We start from the raw sequence: 16173 nt of genomic DNA, 5'->3' as shown, positions 1-16173 counted from the left end.
GAGCTGCATCTCCTTCATAAACATATCCACATACAGAACATACAAATTTAGCCATATCATTTTCCTCCTTATTTAACAGTAATATTATAATCCTATTCATTTACCATTTAAAGTAATTTGATTAAATATTTTTTTCTAAATAAGTATACTGCATTCCCTCTTTTATCACACTACTATCACACCCAAGTGCTTCTAGCAATGTGTACCCAAAAGCTAGAGCTGCTGCTGGTCCTTTTCCAGTAATAATATTCTCATCTCTTTGGACAAGTGCTTCTTGATAATTAGAACCAATTAACTGTTCTTCAAAACCTGGATAACAAGTTACGGTTTTTCCTTTAATAACATCTGCTTCCTGTAAAACAATCGGTCCCGCACAGATTGCTCCAATTATTTTACCATCATGATTAAATTGTTTAACAAGATCAATAACCCGTGAATCATCTCTTAAATTACTTGCCCCAGGCATTCCTCCAGGAATAACAACTGCATCATAGTTATCTAACCCATCATAGATTTGGTCCATTTTAATTTTAATTTGATGAGAGCTAGTGACTTCTAATTTATCCATTCCTACCATTGTACATTCTACATTTGCTCGACGCATAATATCTACAACACTTAAAGCTTCAACTTCTTCAAATCCATCATGAAATAATACTGCGACTTTTTTCATTCAACTCACTCCATTTCTTTTTTTATTATTTTAGCACCAATCAGACAAAAGGTACAATTTAAATGATTGAATTATTATTCATTAAGTAATATAATGGCTTTATCATTTAGTGATGATCGCTCATCATTAATCATTTATAAATCATGATTGACACTGTATCTAGGAAGAACGGTAGTGGAGGCAAAATGAAATATAGAAAAGTTAATTATTATATATTCTAGTATTTAATCCAAGCTCATTCCCAATGAATAAAAGATGGTGATGAAGCATGATTGATACTAGAATTGTTTTTAAATTATTAATCAAATTTGAGATAGTTCAAAGATAGAAAGGAAGTAATATGAAAACAATTATTGTAGGTATTAGTGGCAGTGTTGCTGCTTATAAGACTTGTGATTTAGTTCGAGCTTTAAAAAAATTAAATTATGATATTGAAGTAATTATGACTGAAAATGCAACAAAATTTATCAGTCCCCTAACTCTTGGTGCTTTAATCAACAAACCTGTTCTGGTCGATGACTTTGACGATCAAGGTTATCAAATTAAACATATCAGCTATGCAAAGAAGGCAGACTGTTTTATCATTGTCCCTGCAACAGCTAATATTATTGGTAAAATTGCTAATGGTGTTTGCGATGATATTGTTACTTCAACCTTTTTAGCTGCTACTTGTCCTAAGCTGATTGCACCAGCAATGAATGTTAATATGTATGACAATTTAGCAACGCAACGTAATATTGAAAGATGCAAAACTTATGGCATTAAATTTGTTGAGCCTGGCTACGGGTTACTTGCTTGCGGAGATGTTGGCCGTGGAAAATTAGCTGATACTGATGATATTATTAACATGGTTGAATATTGTTTAAGTCCTAAGCCATTAAAACATAAACGTGTTTTAGTAACTGCCGGTCCAACTCAAGAAGCGATTGATCCCGTTCGTTACATCACTAATCATTCAAGCGGAAAAATGGGTTATGCATTGGCAAAACGCGCCTATCAATTAGGTGCTAAAGTAACTCTGATTAGTGGTCCGACAGATTTAAGGGTTCCGTATGGAGTTGAAGTAATCAATATTAAATCTGCCCGTGCTATGTTTGAAGCCGTCAAAGAAAGTTATGAAAAACAAGATTATATCATTAAAGCCGCTGCTGTAGGTGATTATCGGGTCAAAGAAATTGCTACTAATAAAATAAAAAAGCATGAAGATTCATTAATTTTGGAGATGGTTAAAAATGATGATATTCTTACTTATTTAGGCGCTCATAAAACAACTCAAACAATTTGCGGTTTTGCAATGGAAACACAAAATCTAATTGAAAATGCTAAGGATAAATTCAAACGTAAAAATTGTGATTTATTAGTTGCTAATAATTTAAATGAAAATGGTGCTGGTTTCAAAAAAGATACTAATAAAGTCACTTTTATTAGTAAAAATGACGTACAATCAATTGAACTTATGTCTAAAGATGAATTAAGTGATTTAATCTTAAAAAAATTAATAAAAATCAAGGAGAGTCATTCATGTTAATTGTAATTGATATTGGAAATACAAATATTACGATGGGATTAGTTGATAAAGATGAAATTATTGACAATTATCGTCTAACAACAAAATTAGAACGGACTTCTGATGAATATGGATTTATGCTGCTAAGTTTCTTGCAGGCATCTAGCATATTAGTTGATGAAATTGAAGACATTATTATTGCCTCAGTTGTACCTAAAATTATGTATTCATTTACTAATTCGATTAAAAAATATTTTAATAAAGAGCCGATTATTGTTGGTCCTGGCATTAAAACAGGAATCCGAATTAAAATCGATAATCCTAAAGAATTAGGAGCCGATCGCCTGGTTGATGCTGCTGGAGCATATTACATTCACGGTGGCCCTTGCCTTGTAATCGATTTTGGAACTGCGACTACTTTTGATGTAATAAGTAAAGATGGTGATTTTTTAGGCGGTGCAACAGCTCCCGGGATTGGCATTAGTATTAATGCGCTATCTAGTCAGGCAGCAAAATTACCAGAAATTGAAATCAAAAAACCTAAAAGTGTAATCGCCAAAAATACTGTATCTAGTATGCAAGCTGGAATAATCTATGGATATATTGGATTAACTGAAAATATTATTCGTGAAATTAAAGCCGAGTATAATGAGAAACTTAAAGTTATTTCTACTGGTGGACTAGGTCGGATTATTTTTAATGAAACCGATTTAATTGATATATACGACCCTGATTTAACCTTTAAAGGTTTGAAAATCATTTATGATAAATATCGAAAAAATAACAAATAGGAAGTAATAATACTTCCTATTTGTTGTCTAAATTTCAACTCACGTATTAATTAAATTTTTTTTCAATTTCATTAATAGTGTATACACCTAGATTACTATTATCCTCTTGATACATTAAAATAATATCTGATAACGGTACTCCTAAAACATTTAGTTCCCGCTCAAGCCAATCAACATCATGATTAATTGATTTTAAATTTTCATGAAAAATCGTTCCTTCTTTAACTAATAAAGTCGGCGGATTAACTTTGTTAATTTTAATATTTAAATCATTGACCACAGTAGGACGATATTTTTCTTTTGGAAAAAAACTTAAGCTTCCATTTGTTTCTAATACAACCATCTGTAATTCATTTAAATCAAAGTAGCCCCCTATTCGACATTGCATTAAAAATTCATCAACATCAAGTTTAGCCTTTTCCAATTCTTCATTATATATTTGATCATTTTCAAATAAAACTACCGGATGCCCGTCAATAATATTTCTCATCGTTAAAGAAGTACTTGCTAGTTTGGAAAGGATAATTATTACAATTGTATATACGATCATAGCAATAAGCGGCTTTAACATATTATCAAACCCACCCATGACTAGCTCACTGGCAATACTCCCAATTGTAATTCCATTTATATAATCATACATATTTAATTGGCTAACTTGTCGATATCCCATCATTTTTGTTATTCCAAATAGAACTGCTAATGATATAACAGGGACAACTATATATTCTAATATCTGCATATTCTCACCAATTAAAGTATGTCCTTAATATGCAAAAATAAACGAAAAAGATTAATCTTTTTCGTTTACATAAATACTTTCTATTTCACCAATATAAATATAATGATAATCATGATCTGGATAATTTTTCACATCTAGAGAAACATCAATGAACCCTGTTGGTTCAATTTTACCCCGATATAATTTTTTACAAACCATTCCCATTGTGCCTTGTTTGAATAAAGGCTGTTCATTAATCATCTCAACATTAAAACCAACTTCTCTTATTTTATCACTGTCACGTCCAGATTTTGAACCTAGAACCCCTAATTCTTTTTTATAGCCATCAAAAAAAGTTAACGTGAAATAATCTGCACTATCTACAAATTCCTTAGTATATCGCTGTGGTCTAATATACACAGTCACAACATTTTTATTCCAGATCACTCCAACGCTACCCCAAGAGGCAGTCATTGTATTTATTTTTCCATCTTTGACAGCACTAATTAAAAGCCAATCTTTTCCGATTGTTTTAAACGGATTTAAACTTAATTCATTGACATCTATTTTTTTATAACTCATTTTAATCCTCACTTTTTAGTTTATTAAATAATTTAAAAGCTTTCTCAACTAAGCTCATGTTTGATACACGATAAGTCCAATTGGTATCATTAACTTCTCCCGGAATATTAAACCGTTGTTCATTATCTACTTCCAGCAAATCCCAAACTGGAACAATTACATCACTGGCATTGGAATGTAAGCAGAATTTAATAATTGCTAAATTTAGCGGCAGTTTTTCATCAACTATTTTCTTTATTTTATTCAATGCTTCTTCATTAAGGCTATCGCTCCATCCTTTGATTGTTTCGTTATCATGAGTTCCGGGATAAAAATATGAATGTTCAAGATCATTAAAACCATCATCTAACATAAATTGAAAAACTTTCATTCCTTTGAGATGATAATGATTTTTTAATTCAATAACTTCAGGACGCAGATAACCTAGATCTTCTGCTACTAAATCAATACTTCCTAGAGAGGCATATAATTGATCAAATAGTTCGTAGCCGGGAGCATATTTCCAACTTCCTTCAATCGCTGTTGGTGCATCAACAGGAATATCCCAATACGAATCAAATGCTCGAAAGTGGTCAATACGAGTAATATCGAAGATCTTACTAGCCCAGCCAATTCGATCAGTCCAAAATTTAAATTTATTAAATTTTAGATATTTCCAATCATAAAGAGGATTTCCCCAATATTGCCCAGTAGGACTAAAATAATCGGGTGGAACACCAGCAACACTTGTTGGATAACCCGCTTCGTCCAATAAAAATGACTGATTATCCAACCATACTTCGACTGAACCGTGATCAACATAAAATGGCATATCACCAATAATTTTGATTCCTTTATCATTAGCATATTTTTTAAATGAAAACCATTGATGATAAAAAATAAATTGAACAAATTGATAGTAAGCAATCTGCTCTGTATATTTTGTTAAATTTACCTGATGATATTTAGGATAATCTTTAAATTCAGTCGGCCATGATGCCCAATCATAACTTTTATTAATTGAAGCAAACGTACAGTAGAGAGCATAATCAAAAACCCAAGGGCATTTAGTTAAAAAACGATCGTACTGATCATTGCCCTTAAAATTGTTATATGCCAATAATAAATATTTATGCTTAAATTTTCTGATTTTGTCATAATCAACATTTGATGTTTCAGAATAATATTCAGGTACTTCATCTAACAGCCCATTTTCGACTAAACTGTTTAAATTAATATAGATTTCATCTCCGGCATATGTACTTACCGCACGATATGGTGAATTAGCTTGAGTAGAAGGATGAAATGGCAAAATTTGAAGATATTGACCTTTATTTGCAGCAAGCTGGTCAATGACCTTATAAGCTTCTTTTCCTAAATCACCAATCCCATGTTTTGAAGGAAAACTTGATAAAGGAAATAAAATTCCACTCTTCATCTTAATAACCTAAATCTTGATCAACAATAACGATCTTAATTCGATTAATGTTACCTTGATACCCCAATTTGACATAGCTGCTGCATATTCTATCTGCTGATAAACAATTCATACATGTCCCTGTTTTAGTACATGGTGTTTTTTTATTTAAACGAACAGCATTTGCGGGAGCACTAATTGATTTAATGTGATTGATTGCTTCTTCTTCACTATCAAAAATCTTATTTTTCCCAGCGATTACAATAACTTCTTTTGGACCATAGATCATAGCTGCAACACGATTTCCATTTCCATCAACATTGTATAAACATCCATTTGTAGTTAGAGCATTTGTGCTCGTTATAAATAAATCGCTAGTAAAAGCTTTTCTGAATATTTCCTGCATTTGTTCTCGCTCTAATCCCTCTTGATAGCGATCATGCAATAAAACATCAGATTGATGAATTAAATCAATTACTCCTGTTTCAAATAAAGTCATCGAACCACCTAAGGCAACTGTTTTGTGATTACATAAATATTTTTTTAAATAATTATGTAATTGTTCAAAGTTATCAACAAAAGTAATTTGCATATTATTTTGTTCAAACGCTTTGATCATCCCATCTTGTTTAATTTTAATAATAGTTCCTAAATTTTTATCCATAATGTAAGTCCTTTCATTGGTTATCTATTTATAATTATATTATTTGTCAATCAAGAAATCAATAAAGCTAAATGATAAACAATAAAAGCAACTACGTAAGCAATTCCTGTTTGATAACCTGCTGTCAAGATTGCCTGTAGCCAAGAACCAAGTTCTCGTTTTGTTGCCGCAAAAGCAGCCACACAAGGCATATATAATACTGTAAAGGTTAAAAAAGCAAATGCACTTGCTGGTGTAAGTAAAGTATTCAAAGCATGATATAAAGCATCCGGGCTACTTGAATTAGTAAGGACAGATAAGGTTGAGACAACCGATTCTTTTGCTGTTATTCCAGTAATCAAAGATGTCGATAAGCGCCAATCAGAAAATCCTAAAGGTGCAAAAATAAATGATAGTTTATTTCCGATGTAAGCTAAAATACTTTTTGAACTATCAGTGACCATTTCAAAACGAAAATTAAAGCTTTGTAAAAACCAAATTAATAAAGATGCAATAAAAATAATTGTAAAAGCTTTTTTTAAAAAATCCTTTGCTTTCTCCCACATATGCATAATCACATTTTTAGCTGTTGGGATTCGGTAACTTGGTAATTCCATTACAAAAGGAATTGGATCACCAGGGAAAATTGTCGCTTTTAATAATAATGCAGAAAAAATTGCAACTAAAATTCCAATACAATATATAGTAATCATCACCAGTGGGGCTTTCGTACTAAAAAAAGCTGCAATTATCATCCCATATATTGGCAATTTAGCACTGCATGACATAAATGGTGTCACAATAATTGTCATTTTACGATCACGTTGAGACGATAATGTTCGTGAAGCCATAATTGCAGGTACAGAACACCCAAATCCAATTAACATCGGAACAAAAGATTTACCAGATAAACCTATTTTTCTTAACAGCTTATCCATTACAAAAGCTACCCGTGCCATATATCCGCTATCCTCTAACATCGATAGAAAAAAGAATAATACAACAATTAACGGCAAGAATGATAAAACACTTCCAACTCCAGCAATTACTCCATCTCGCAGTAGCGAAATTAGCCAAGGTGCAACTTGATGATTAGTTAAAAATGTAATAATCGTACTCCCGATAAAATCAACTGCTATTTCCATTAATGACTGTAACGGTGCACCAATAACATTAAAGGTCAGAAAGAAAATCATTAGCATAACGACAATGAAGATTGGTATTCCAAAATATTTATGAGTTAAAATAGAATCTATTTTTTCAGAACGTACTTGACCCGCAGTTTCTTGCTCTTTAAAAACAGTTTGTCGTGTGATATTTTCAATTACTTGATAGCGCATATCCACTAAGGCCGCATCTTTATCCAAGCCTTCCTTTTCTTCCATATCCTCAATAATATGTTTAATAATATGAAGTTGCTGAACATCAAGATGTAATTGCCTGATAATATCTTTATCACCCTCAATAATTTTTGTAACGGCAAAACGTTTTGGTAGTTTTGCCTTAACTGCATTATCTTCAATCAAATGGGTTATTGAATGTATCGCTTTGTGAATCTCACCTGAACAAAGATCTAAATGTGAACAGTTATTTTCTTTTAGAGTTGTTTCAATAGCCTCGATCAATTCTTCAATTCCCTCATTTTTACTTGCTGATAACGGAATAACCCGTATTCCTAACGCCTGTTGTAATCCTTCTACATCAATGCTATTACCACTACTAATAACCTCATCCATCATATTCAGCGCCAAAATCATTGGAATATTTAATTCTAAAAGCTGCATTGTTAAATACAAATTCCGTTCAATACTAGTCGCATCGATAATATTTATTATCATTGATGGTTTTTCTTTAATCAAAAAATCAGTTGAGACGATTTCTTCCATTGTATATGGTGTTAATGAATATATTCCTGGCAAATCAACTAATTTAATCGATGGATGTTTTTTAATAGTTCCAGATTTTTGTTCAACTGTTACACCTGGAAAATTACCAACATGCTGATTCGAACCAGTTAAAGCATTAAAAAGAGTTGTTTTACCACAATTCTGATTTCCAATTAAAGCTATTGTTTTAGTTGGCATCACTAATCACCTCTACTTCAATCATCGCTGCATCATCTTTACGAATCGTTAAAACATAACTTCGTAAATAAAGTTCAATAGGATCACCCATCGGTGCAATCTTGCGAACTTTTACAACTGTTTTTGGAGTCAATCCCATTTCCAACAAACGACGACGCAATAAGCCCTCTCCGTGAACAATCGTAACTTTCCCACTCATTCCTGGAATTAATTTATCTAGTGTCATGTTACTCCTCCTACAACCTATATTCTTCCAGATCATCAGGCACAAAGATATTTCCATTAAAATATTGCTTTGCTTCATCAGTGTACAATTTTTTACGATGACTAAGATTTTTTTCCTCAGTATGATATAAAATCAAATTCTTGATATTTAATGTTTGTGCTAGTTCGCTAGCTTCTCTTACTGTTGAATGATGCTTTTCGTATGGCTTAAAAAAATCACGTTCTTGATATAAACAAAAAGCTTCACTTAATAACCATTTTGAATCAACAGCATATTGATAACATAATTCATTGAATGGCTCATCACCTAAACATGTCAATTTTCCATCATCTAATTCAATCGAAAAACCAAATTGTTTTGCTTTTGTTGAGTAAATATCAAAGAAAGTCACAAGATGTTCACAAATTGTGATTTTTTGTCCATCTTGTACTTCATTAATAAATATACGCTCATCAATTAAATTATAGAGCCTCTCTTGTACTGTTAGTTTGATAATTGTTTTTATTGTAGAAACCAATTCATCATGACAGTATATGTTGAAGTTACCGTCATATTCACCACTTTTGATTTTGGTTGCAACCATTCTAAAAATCCATACTACTCCCAATACATGATCAGTGTGGCTATGCGTAACAATCATATTTGTTATTTGGGATAATTCGATCTTTGCCAGTTCAAGCTGCTTTAAAATACCATTTCCACCGCCGGCATCAACCAATAAATATTCATTTTTATTTTTCAAAGCAAAGCAAGTATTATAACAATTTTTTACACCTGCATTTCCTGTTCCTAATATAATTACCTTCTCCATAAATATCCTCCGCGCTAAATTATACACCATATCAAATAAAGTTTATAGACTCTAACTTTAAATTAAAGAAAATTAGGACCGGCTAACCAGTCCTAATCAATTATCGTAATATTCTCATTGAATTTAAGATTGCAATCAATGTTACTCCAACATCAGCAAACACACCCATCCACATATTGGCGTATCCAAACATTGTTAATAATAAGACTCCAATTTTAATAATCAATGTAAAAGTCACATTTTGTTTTAGAATTTTATTTGTTTTTTGTGAAATACTGATTGCTTCACCAATCGTAACAATATCATCATTCATCAATACAATATCAGCTGCTTCAATAGCGGCATCACTTCCAACACCACCCATAGCAATTCCTAAATCAGCTCGAGCTAGAACTGGTGCATCATTAATACCATCACCGACAAATGATAATTTTGCTCCCTGATTGATTAGAGTTTCTACTTGAATTACTTTATCTTGTGGCAACAACTCACTATAAACTGTGTCAATTCCAATTTTTTTAGCAATATCTTCGGCTACTTCGCTACGATCCCCTGTCAACATTACAGTATTTTTAATACCATATTTTTTCAGATGTTTGATTCCTTCAATAGTAGTTTCTTTTATTTTATCTGCGACAACAATATTACCTAAATATTTACCTTGACAAACAATATGCACTACTGTCCCTACTGTAGATGGATTATTGACTGTAATTCCTAAACCTTCAATATAAGATTTATTACCTAAATTATATACTTTATCATCAATTTTAACTTCAATACCTTTACCTGCTATCTCTTTAAAGTCACTAATTCGCTTTTGATCAATTTCTTGACCATATTTTCTTAAAATACTTTTAGCAATTGGATGATTTGACATACTTTCACCATATGCTCCAAGCATCAATAAGTCATCGGCACCATTAATTTCTACAACTTCAAAGCTACCTTCTGTAAGTGTTCCAGTTTTATCAAACACAACAGTATCAATATCCTTTAATAATTCAAGATAATTACCGCCTTTGATTAATGCCCCAACTTTACTTGCTTTCCCTAATCCTGCATATAGTCCCAATGGAATTGAAATAACCAATGCACATGGACATGAGACAACTAAGAAAGTTAAAGCCCGATATAACCAATCTGTAAATACTGCATCTTTAAAAATCAGCATTGGAACAATTGCAAGTGCAACAGCCAAAAATACAACAGTTGGCGTATAGATTCTTGCAAAGCGTGTAATAAATTGTTCAATTGGAGCTTTTTTACTAGCTGCATTTTCAACTAAATCTAAAATTCTTGAAACAGTTGAATCTTCATAAACCTGAGATACTTTAAGATTAATAATTCCTGTTAAATTAACTACGCCTGCTAATACTTCGTCACCTTTGTTAACATTACGCGGCAGTGTTTCACCAGTTAAACTAGATGTATCTAGAGTACTAGCACCTTCAAGTACAACTCCATCAAGAGGTACCTTTTCACCAACTTTAACAATAATCTCGTCACCAATCTTAATTTCTTCTGGAGCAACTTTTTTTATTTCCTCACCCACTAATAAATTAGCATAATCACTTTTTAAATCCATTAATGAACTAATTGAAGTTCTTGTTTTATTAACTGCATATGCTTGAAAAATTTCTCCAACAGAATAGAATAACATAACTGCAATAGCTTCTTTATAGTCACTGATACAAAATGCTCCAATCGTTGCAATACACATTAAGAAATTTTCATCAAAAACCTCACCACGCCTGATATTCTTTAATGCTTTTAATATAACTTTATACCCTACTAATAAATATGCAATTCCATAAACAATTGCTGCATAATCAAACTCGCCCGCTATAATACCAGCAATATAAACTAAGGTTCCACCAATTAACCCAAGATGTTCCTTAGGAACAAATAATTTTGGTTTTTCAACTACTTTAATTTCATCTTTTAATGTCAAAGTCACATCGTCTTCAACTTGATCAACTACTTTTTGTAGTTTTTTCAATAATTCATTTTGAGCAATCGATGTCTTAGGTTTTACTTTCAGTGTTTCAGTAGAAAAAATAATCATTGCTTCATCGATTTCATTCATTTTATTAATTGCTTGTTCAACTTTCATAGCGCAATTTGCACAATCCAATCCACTGATTTTAATATTAATCGCACCTTTTAAATCACCATGTTGAACTGATTCAATATTATGCTCATGGTCATGTCCACAGCTGCATTCCTTGTGATCATGGTGATGTTCATGCTCGTGTCCGCAGCCACATTTCTCGTGATCATGATGATGTTTGTGATCATGTTCACCGTTACATTCTTCGTGATTATTAGAAACATTATAATCTTGACCATTTTTTGATAAATTGATTACTTCTACATCCGGTTCAACGCTTTTAACAGCTTCGACAATTTTTGATTCATCAAACAAATCAGTATCTGTTTCAACAAACATTTTTGTCGTTGCGAACACAACACTGCACTCTCTAACATTTTCAAGTTTACTAACTCGCTCTTGAACCTTTTGAGCACAATTAGCACAATCTAAACCTTTCAAACTATACTTAAGTTTCATAAATACCCTCTCCTTACTCAATTACATGTTTATACCCAGCGTCAAATATCTGCTTAACGTGTTCATCATCAAGTGAATAATACATCAATTTCCCATCTCTCCTAAATTTAACTAGGTTTGCTTGCTTTAAAATTCTTAATTGGTGTGAAATAGCAGACTGTGTCATATCTAAACACGCCGCTAAATCATATACACACATTTCTGATTCAAACAAAGCACAAATAATTCTGATTCTAGTTGAATCACCAAAAACTTTAAACAACTCAGCAACATCATAAAGAATTTCCTCTTCCGGCAATGCTGCAGCAACTTTATTAACAATAGCTTCGTTTACTACTTTATCCATTTCTTATCTCCTTTCGTATGAATATTTATTCATATGACAATATGATTATATATCCATATATTTACATTGTCAATCAATAATGATAAAATATTTTAAAAAGTATGGAGGATTCACATGAAAAAATTACTAGTAGTGATTGATTATCAAAATGATTTTGTAAATGGTAGTTTAGGATTCCAGGAAGCAGTGGCCTTGGAAGACTATCTTGCAGATCTTATCAAGGAATACCATAATAACAACGATGATGTTATTTTTACTTATGACACTCATCAAAAAAATTATTTAACTACCCAAGAAGGAAAAAATCTTCCTGTTGCGCATTGTCTTGAAAACACTGAAGGATGGCAATTATATGGAAAAATCCATGATTTAGCAAAAAATGATAAAAAAATAATAAAAGAAACTTTTGGCTCATTAGCATTAGGTAATTATTTAAAAAATAAACAATACAATGAAATTACTTTAGTCGGTGTCGTTTCAAATATCTGTGTAATATCTAATGCAATAATTATTAAAGCAGCCTTACCCGAAGCATCTATCATTATTGATTGTTTAGGAATTGCAAGCAACGACCCCCTTCTTGAACAGAAATCAATTGATATTATGGAAAATTTACATATGAAAATTATTAATAAAAAAAGATAGCTGTATTGAAGATTTAAAACAGCTATCTTTTTTTATTAACATTTCGATATGCAACACCACGAGTAATCCGTAATAATTTCTCTTCACCAGGAAAATGAACTGGATTATTAGGGAACGTCCGATAAATTTCAATTATATCTTTTGCATCTGCAACTATTTCTTCTAATTGCATAAAACCGTACATTTTAGGCGGTAACAGATAAATTGGAACTGATATGGTCGTCTCCTGTAAAAGACGTTCAACATAAATTTTTAAGTGAGGGCAGCACATAATTATGTCAAAATCAGCTTCTTTTTCTTTAACAAGAGAAAACGGATAAAATTCAAGATAAACCTCTTCTTGTAATCCTTTCTCAACTACTTCTTTTTTCATTCTCTCAGTTACATAACTAGAAGAGAATCCTCCGCCACAACATATTAATATTTTCAACATAACTATTCCTTCCTTTATAATTTACTATTCATAACTATTAATGGCCTTAGAATTTTAACTTCTGCAAATATTTATACTACTATATATCTTATCATATAATCTTCGTTTCCAACAAACTAATTGCTTTTTTTAGGATAAGAACATAATTAGTTACATTATCATAGTTTATTAGATAAATTCTATCTTGTATCACTAGCTAAATGAGAGTATACTTATAAATAAATTAAGGGGGTTGTTTAATAATGGAAATCAAAATTGAAAGAGCGAAAACTCTAAAAGAAAAACCAAATCAAGATAATTTAGGTTTTGGAAATTATTTTACTGATCATATGTTTATGATGGACTATACAGAAGGAACAGGATGGCATGATGCACGCATCGTTCCATACGCACCAATTCCAATGGATCCTGCTACAATGGTACTTCACTATGCCCAAGAGACTTTCGAAGGTTTAAAAGCATATCGTGATCCTAACGGTAACATAACTTTATTCAGACCAGAAATGAATGCTCGAAGAATGATTAATTCAAATAGACGTATTTGCATGGCTGAATTACCTGAAGAAATGTTTGTAGAAGCGGTTGAAGCAATTGTTAAATATGAACAGGATTGGATTCCAACTGCAAAAGATACTTCTTTATATATTCGTCCATTCATGTTTGCAAGTGAAGCTGGTGTTGGGGTACATCCTGCTAAAACTTATACTTTTATTATCATTTTATCACCAGTTGGTAATTACTATCCTGAAGGTGTAAATCCTGTAAAAATTTGGGTTGAAGATGAATATGTAAGAGCCGTTAAAGGTGGCACTGGATTCACTAAATGTGGTGGTAATTACGCTGCCAGTATTGCAGCTCAAGTAAAAGCAGAATCTCATGGTTATACTCAAGTTCTTTGGCTTGATGGTGTACATCGCAAATATGTCGAAGAAGTAGGAACAATGAATGTAATGTTTGTAATTGATGGTAAAGTTGTTACAGCACCTTTAGAAGGTTCAGTATTACCAGGAGTTACTCGTGATTCTATCATCCATATTCTTAAAGATTGGGGATATGAAGTCGAAGAACGTGAATTAAGTATCGATGAATTAATGGCAGCTGGTCGCAATGGTAAATTGACAGAGGCATTTGGAACTGGAACAGCAGCTGTAATTTCCCCTGTCGGTCAACTTTATTATAAAGGTGAAGAAGTTATTATCAATGATTTTAAAACTGGTGACTTGACACAAAAATTATATGATACTTTAACCGGGATCCAGTGGGGTCGTTTAGAAGATAAATATGGTTGGGTTCGTCACATCAAATAAAACTGGAGACACTCCAGTTTTTTCTTATAAATATAAAAATAAGAACATCGATATGTTCTTATTTTCGTTTATTCATAGGTATATATTCATATGTTTCTCCAACATATTTAGCAGCGGGACGAATAATCCGTCCTGAATATAATTTATTTTCAATATTATGAGCTAACCATCCAACTGCTCGACCAACTACGAACATCAATGTATATAGTTCTGTTGGAATACACAACATATCATATATTAGTCCGCTATAAAAGTCGACATTCGCACAAACAGTAATTCCTTTACGATTTTTTATTGCCTGAATAGCAGCCTGTTCAAAACGATAATAGAAATCAAATTCTGCTTCTCGCCCCTTTTCAAGAGCTAGTTCGCTACATTGTTGTCTTAAAATAACACAACGCGGATCACTAACCGTGTATACAGCATGACCAATCCCATAAATCAATCCACTATTATCATTGTATTGTTTATCTAAAATTCTTTCGACGATCTCATTAATTTGTTTATCACTTGCATCTAGACCAATTTCATTAATTATCAGTTTCATTTGATTCATTACAGCAAGATTTGCCCCACCATGCTTAGGACCTTTTAAAGAACCAATTGCCCCAGCAAAACTCGAATAAATATCTGTTCCGGTCGAACTTATTACAACATTAGTAAACGTTGAATTATTACCACCACCATGATCAGCATGCAGAACTAAGCACATATCGAGTACTTCAGCTTCTTTAGGTGTGAAGTGTTTATGGTCACGCAATAAATATAAGATATTCTCTGCAATTGATAGATCTGGCCTAATTTGGTGAATATATAAACTTTCTTTGTCAAAATAATGCACTTTACTACGATATGCATAACAAACAATTGAAGGAATTTTAGCAATTAGATTCAATCCTTTGTACATTGTTGATGAAGGACTAATATTATCTGGATCCTCATCATACGAATATAACATCAAAACTTCCTGTTGTAATTTATTCATTAAATTTTTAGATGGAAACCCAAGAATTTTAGATTCCAAATAATGCGGTGGTAATTCATAACGCTCAGATAGCTCCTTTTTAAAATTTTCTAATTCCTCTTTGTTTGGCAAATAGCCAAACAAGATCAGAAAACAAGTCTCTTCAAATAAAAAGCGTTGATGCGGTTCGCGTTTATTGATAATGTCTGATACTGCGATTCCACGATAATAAAGCTCCCCATCACAGTCAACTTTCTTACCATCAATTTTTTTATACCCTACAACATCAGCAATCTTGGTTAAGCCTACTAATACCCCAGTACCATCCTCGTTCCGTAATCCTTTTTTTACATCAAATTTTGAATATAATTCATTATCTATCTTGTTATTACTTTCTTTTGCTTTTTCAATAAAACCATCAATAAATTGACTCATATAAGCACCCCCATAAATTTAAGTAGTTTTATTATAA

At 32.0% G+C, this 16173-nt stretch carries 16 protein-coding genes; 4 read left to right on the top strand and 12 right to left on the bottom strand.

Annotation, left to right across the window (positions count from 1 at the left end; translation table 11 throughout):
* Positions 1-121 precede the first annotated feature (121 nt).
* Positions 122-673 (bottom strand): DJ-1 family glyoxalase III, encoded by a 552-nt coding sequence (locus KSU54_RS10265; RefSeq protein WP_008791715.1) that lies wholly within the window; start codon positions 671-673, stop codon positions 122-124.
* Between the two features lie 340 nt (positions 674-1013).
* Here KSU54_RS10265 and coaBC point away from each other — a divergent pair, with 340 nt between their 5' ends.
* Complete coding sequence (gene coaBC, locus KSU54_RS10260; RefSeq protein WP_003537733.1) at positions 1014-2201, top strand: bifunctional phosphopantothenoylcysteine decarboxylase/phosphopantothenate--cysteine ligase CoaBC; 1188 nt, start codon at positions 1014-1016, stop codon at positions 2199-2201.
* A complete protein-coding gene (locus KSU54_RS10255; RefSeq protein WP_003537732.1) occupies positions 2195-2971 on the top strand; it encodes a type III pantothenate kinase in 777 nt (258 codons plus the stop codon). The genes coaBC and KSU54_RS10255 overlap by 7 nt, the downstream gene beginning before the upstream one ends.
* A gap of 46 nt (positions 2972-3017) precedes the next feature.
* Here the strand turns inward: KSU54_RS10255 and KSU54_RS10250 are convergent, their stop codons facing one another.
* The 9 genes from KSU54_RS10250 to KSU54_RS10210 all read right to left on the bottom strand — a co-directional run bounded on the left by KSU54_RS10250 (position 3018) and on the right by KSU54_RS10210 (position 12352).
* Positions 3018-3713, bottom strand: a complete 696-nt coding sequence (locus KSU54_RS10250; RefSeq protein WP_020994385.1) for a DUF421 domain-containing protein — start codon at positions 3711-3713, stop codon at positions 3018-3020.
* Between the two features lie 51 nt (positions 3714-3764).
* Positions 3765-4274, bottom strand: a complete 510-nt coding sequence (locus KSU54_RS10245) for a flavin reductase (RefSeq protein ID WP_003537729.1) — start codon at positions 4272-4274, stop codon at positions 3765-3767.
* A gap of 1 nt (position 4275) precedes the next feature.
* Entirely contained in the window at positions 4276-5691 is a 1416-nt protein-coding gene (malQ, locus tag KSU54_RS10240; protein ID WP_003537728.1) for a 4-alpha-glucanotransferase, read from the bottom strand.
* Between the two features lies 1 nt (position 5692).
* Positions 5693-6334 carry a lactate utilization protein gene (locus KSU54_RS10235; RefSeq protein ID WP_008791714.1) on the bottom strand — a complete coding sequence of 214 codons (642 nt, stop codon included), beginning with the start codon at positions 6332-6334 and terminating at the stop codon, positions 5693-5695.
* Positions 6335-6384: 50 nt separating this feature from the next.
* The gene (gene feoB / locus KSU54_RS10230; protein WP_003537725.1) at positions 6385-8397 is read right to left on the bottom strand and encodes a ferrous iron transport protein B; all 2013 of its coding nucleotides are present in this window, start codon (positions 8395-8397) and stop codon (positions 6385-6387) included.
* Positions 8387-8623: a FeoA family protein gene (locus tag KSU54_RS10225; RefSeq protein WP_003537724.1), complete on the bottom strand. Its 237-nt coding sequence runs from the start codon at positions 8621-8623 to the stop codon at positions 8387-8389. Before KSU54_RS10225 ends, feoB begins: the two co-directional genes overlap by 11 nt.
* Before the next feature lie 10 nt (positions 8624-8633).
* Positions 8634-9434 (bottom strand): MBL fold metallo-hydrolase, encoded by an 801-nt coding sequence (locus KSU54_RS10220; RefSeq protein ID WP_009009900.1) that lies wholly within the window; start codon positions 9432-9434, stop codon positions 8634-8636.
* Positions 9435-9534: 100 nt separating this feature from the next.
* Complete coding sequence (locus KSU54_RS10215) at positions 9535-12006, bottom strand: heavy metal translocating P-type ATPase (RefSeq protein WP_117792442.1); 2472 nt, start codon at positions 12004-12006, stop codon at positions 9535-9537.
* A 13-nt stretch (positions 12007-12019) separates the two neighbouring features.
* Positions 12020-12352, bottom strand: coding sequence for an ArsR/SmtB family transcription factor (locus KSU54_RS10210; RefSeq protein ID WP_003537719.1), 333 nt, complete (start codon positions 12350-12352; stop codon positions 12020-12022).
* Positions 12353-12466: 114 nt separating this feature from the next.
* Here KSU54_RS10210 and KSU54_RS10205 point away from each other — a divergent pair, with 114 nt between their 5' ends.
* Positions 12467-12997, top strand: a complete 531-nt coding sequence (locus KSU54_RS10205; RefSeq protein ID WP_003537718.1) for a cysteine hydrolase family protein — start codon at positions 12467-12469, stop codon at positions 12995-12997.
* Between the two features lie 22 nt (positions 12998-13019).
* On the opposite strand, the gene KSU54_RS10200 is transcribed toward KSU54_RS10205, so the two are convergent.
* On the bottom strand, positions 13020-13430 hold the full coding sequence (locus KSU54_RS10200; RefSeq protein WP_008791711.1) for a PTS sugar transporter subunit IIB: 411 nt from the start codon (positions 13428-13430) through the stop codon (positions 13020-13022).
* Between the two features lie 242 nt (positions 13431-13672).
* Here KSU54_RS10200 and KSU54_RS10195 point away from each other — a divergent pair, with 242 nt between their 5' ends.
* The gene (locus tag KSU54_RS10195; protein WP_003537716.1) at positions 13673-14737 is read left to right on the top strand and encodes a branched-chain amino acid aminotransferase; all 1065 of its coding nucleotides are present in this window, start codon (positions 13673-13675) and stop codon (positions 14735-14737) included.
* A gap of 58 nt (positions 14738-14795) precedes the next feature.
* Here KSU54_RS10195 and KSU54_RS10190 read toward each other — a convergent pair whose 3' ends face one another.
* A complete protein-coding gene (locus tag KSU54_RS10190; protein WP_117561753.1) occupies positions 14796-16136 on the bottom strand; it encodes a citrate synthase in 1341 nt (446 codons plus the stop codon).
* Positions 16137-16173 lie beyond the last annotated feature (37 nt).

This window comes from Erysipelatoclostridium sp. MSK.23.31, assembly GCF_019125875.1.
Classification (GTDB): domain Bacteria; phylum Bacillota_I; class Bacilli_A; order Erysipelotrichales; family Coprobacillaceae; genus Thomasclavelia; species Thomasclavelia ramosa.
The sequence above is the reverse complement of the archived record's forward strand: the minus strand, read 5'-3'. Positions and strand labels throughout refer to the sequence as shown.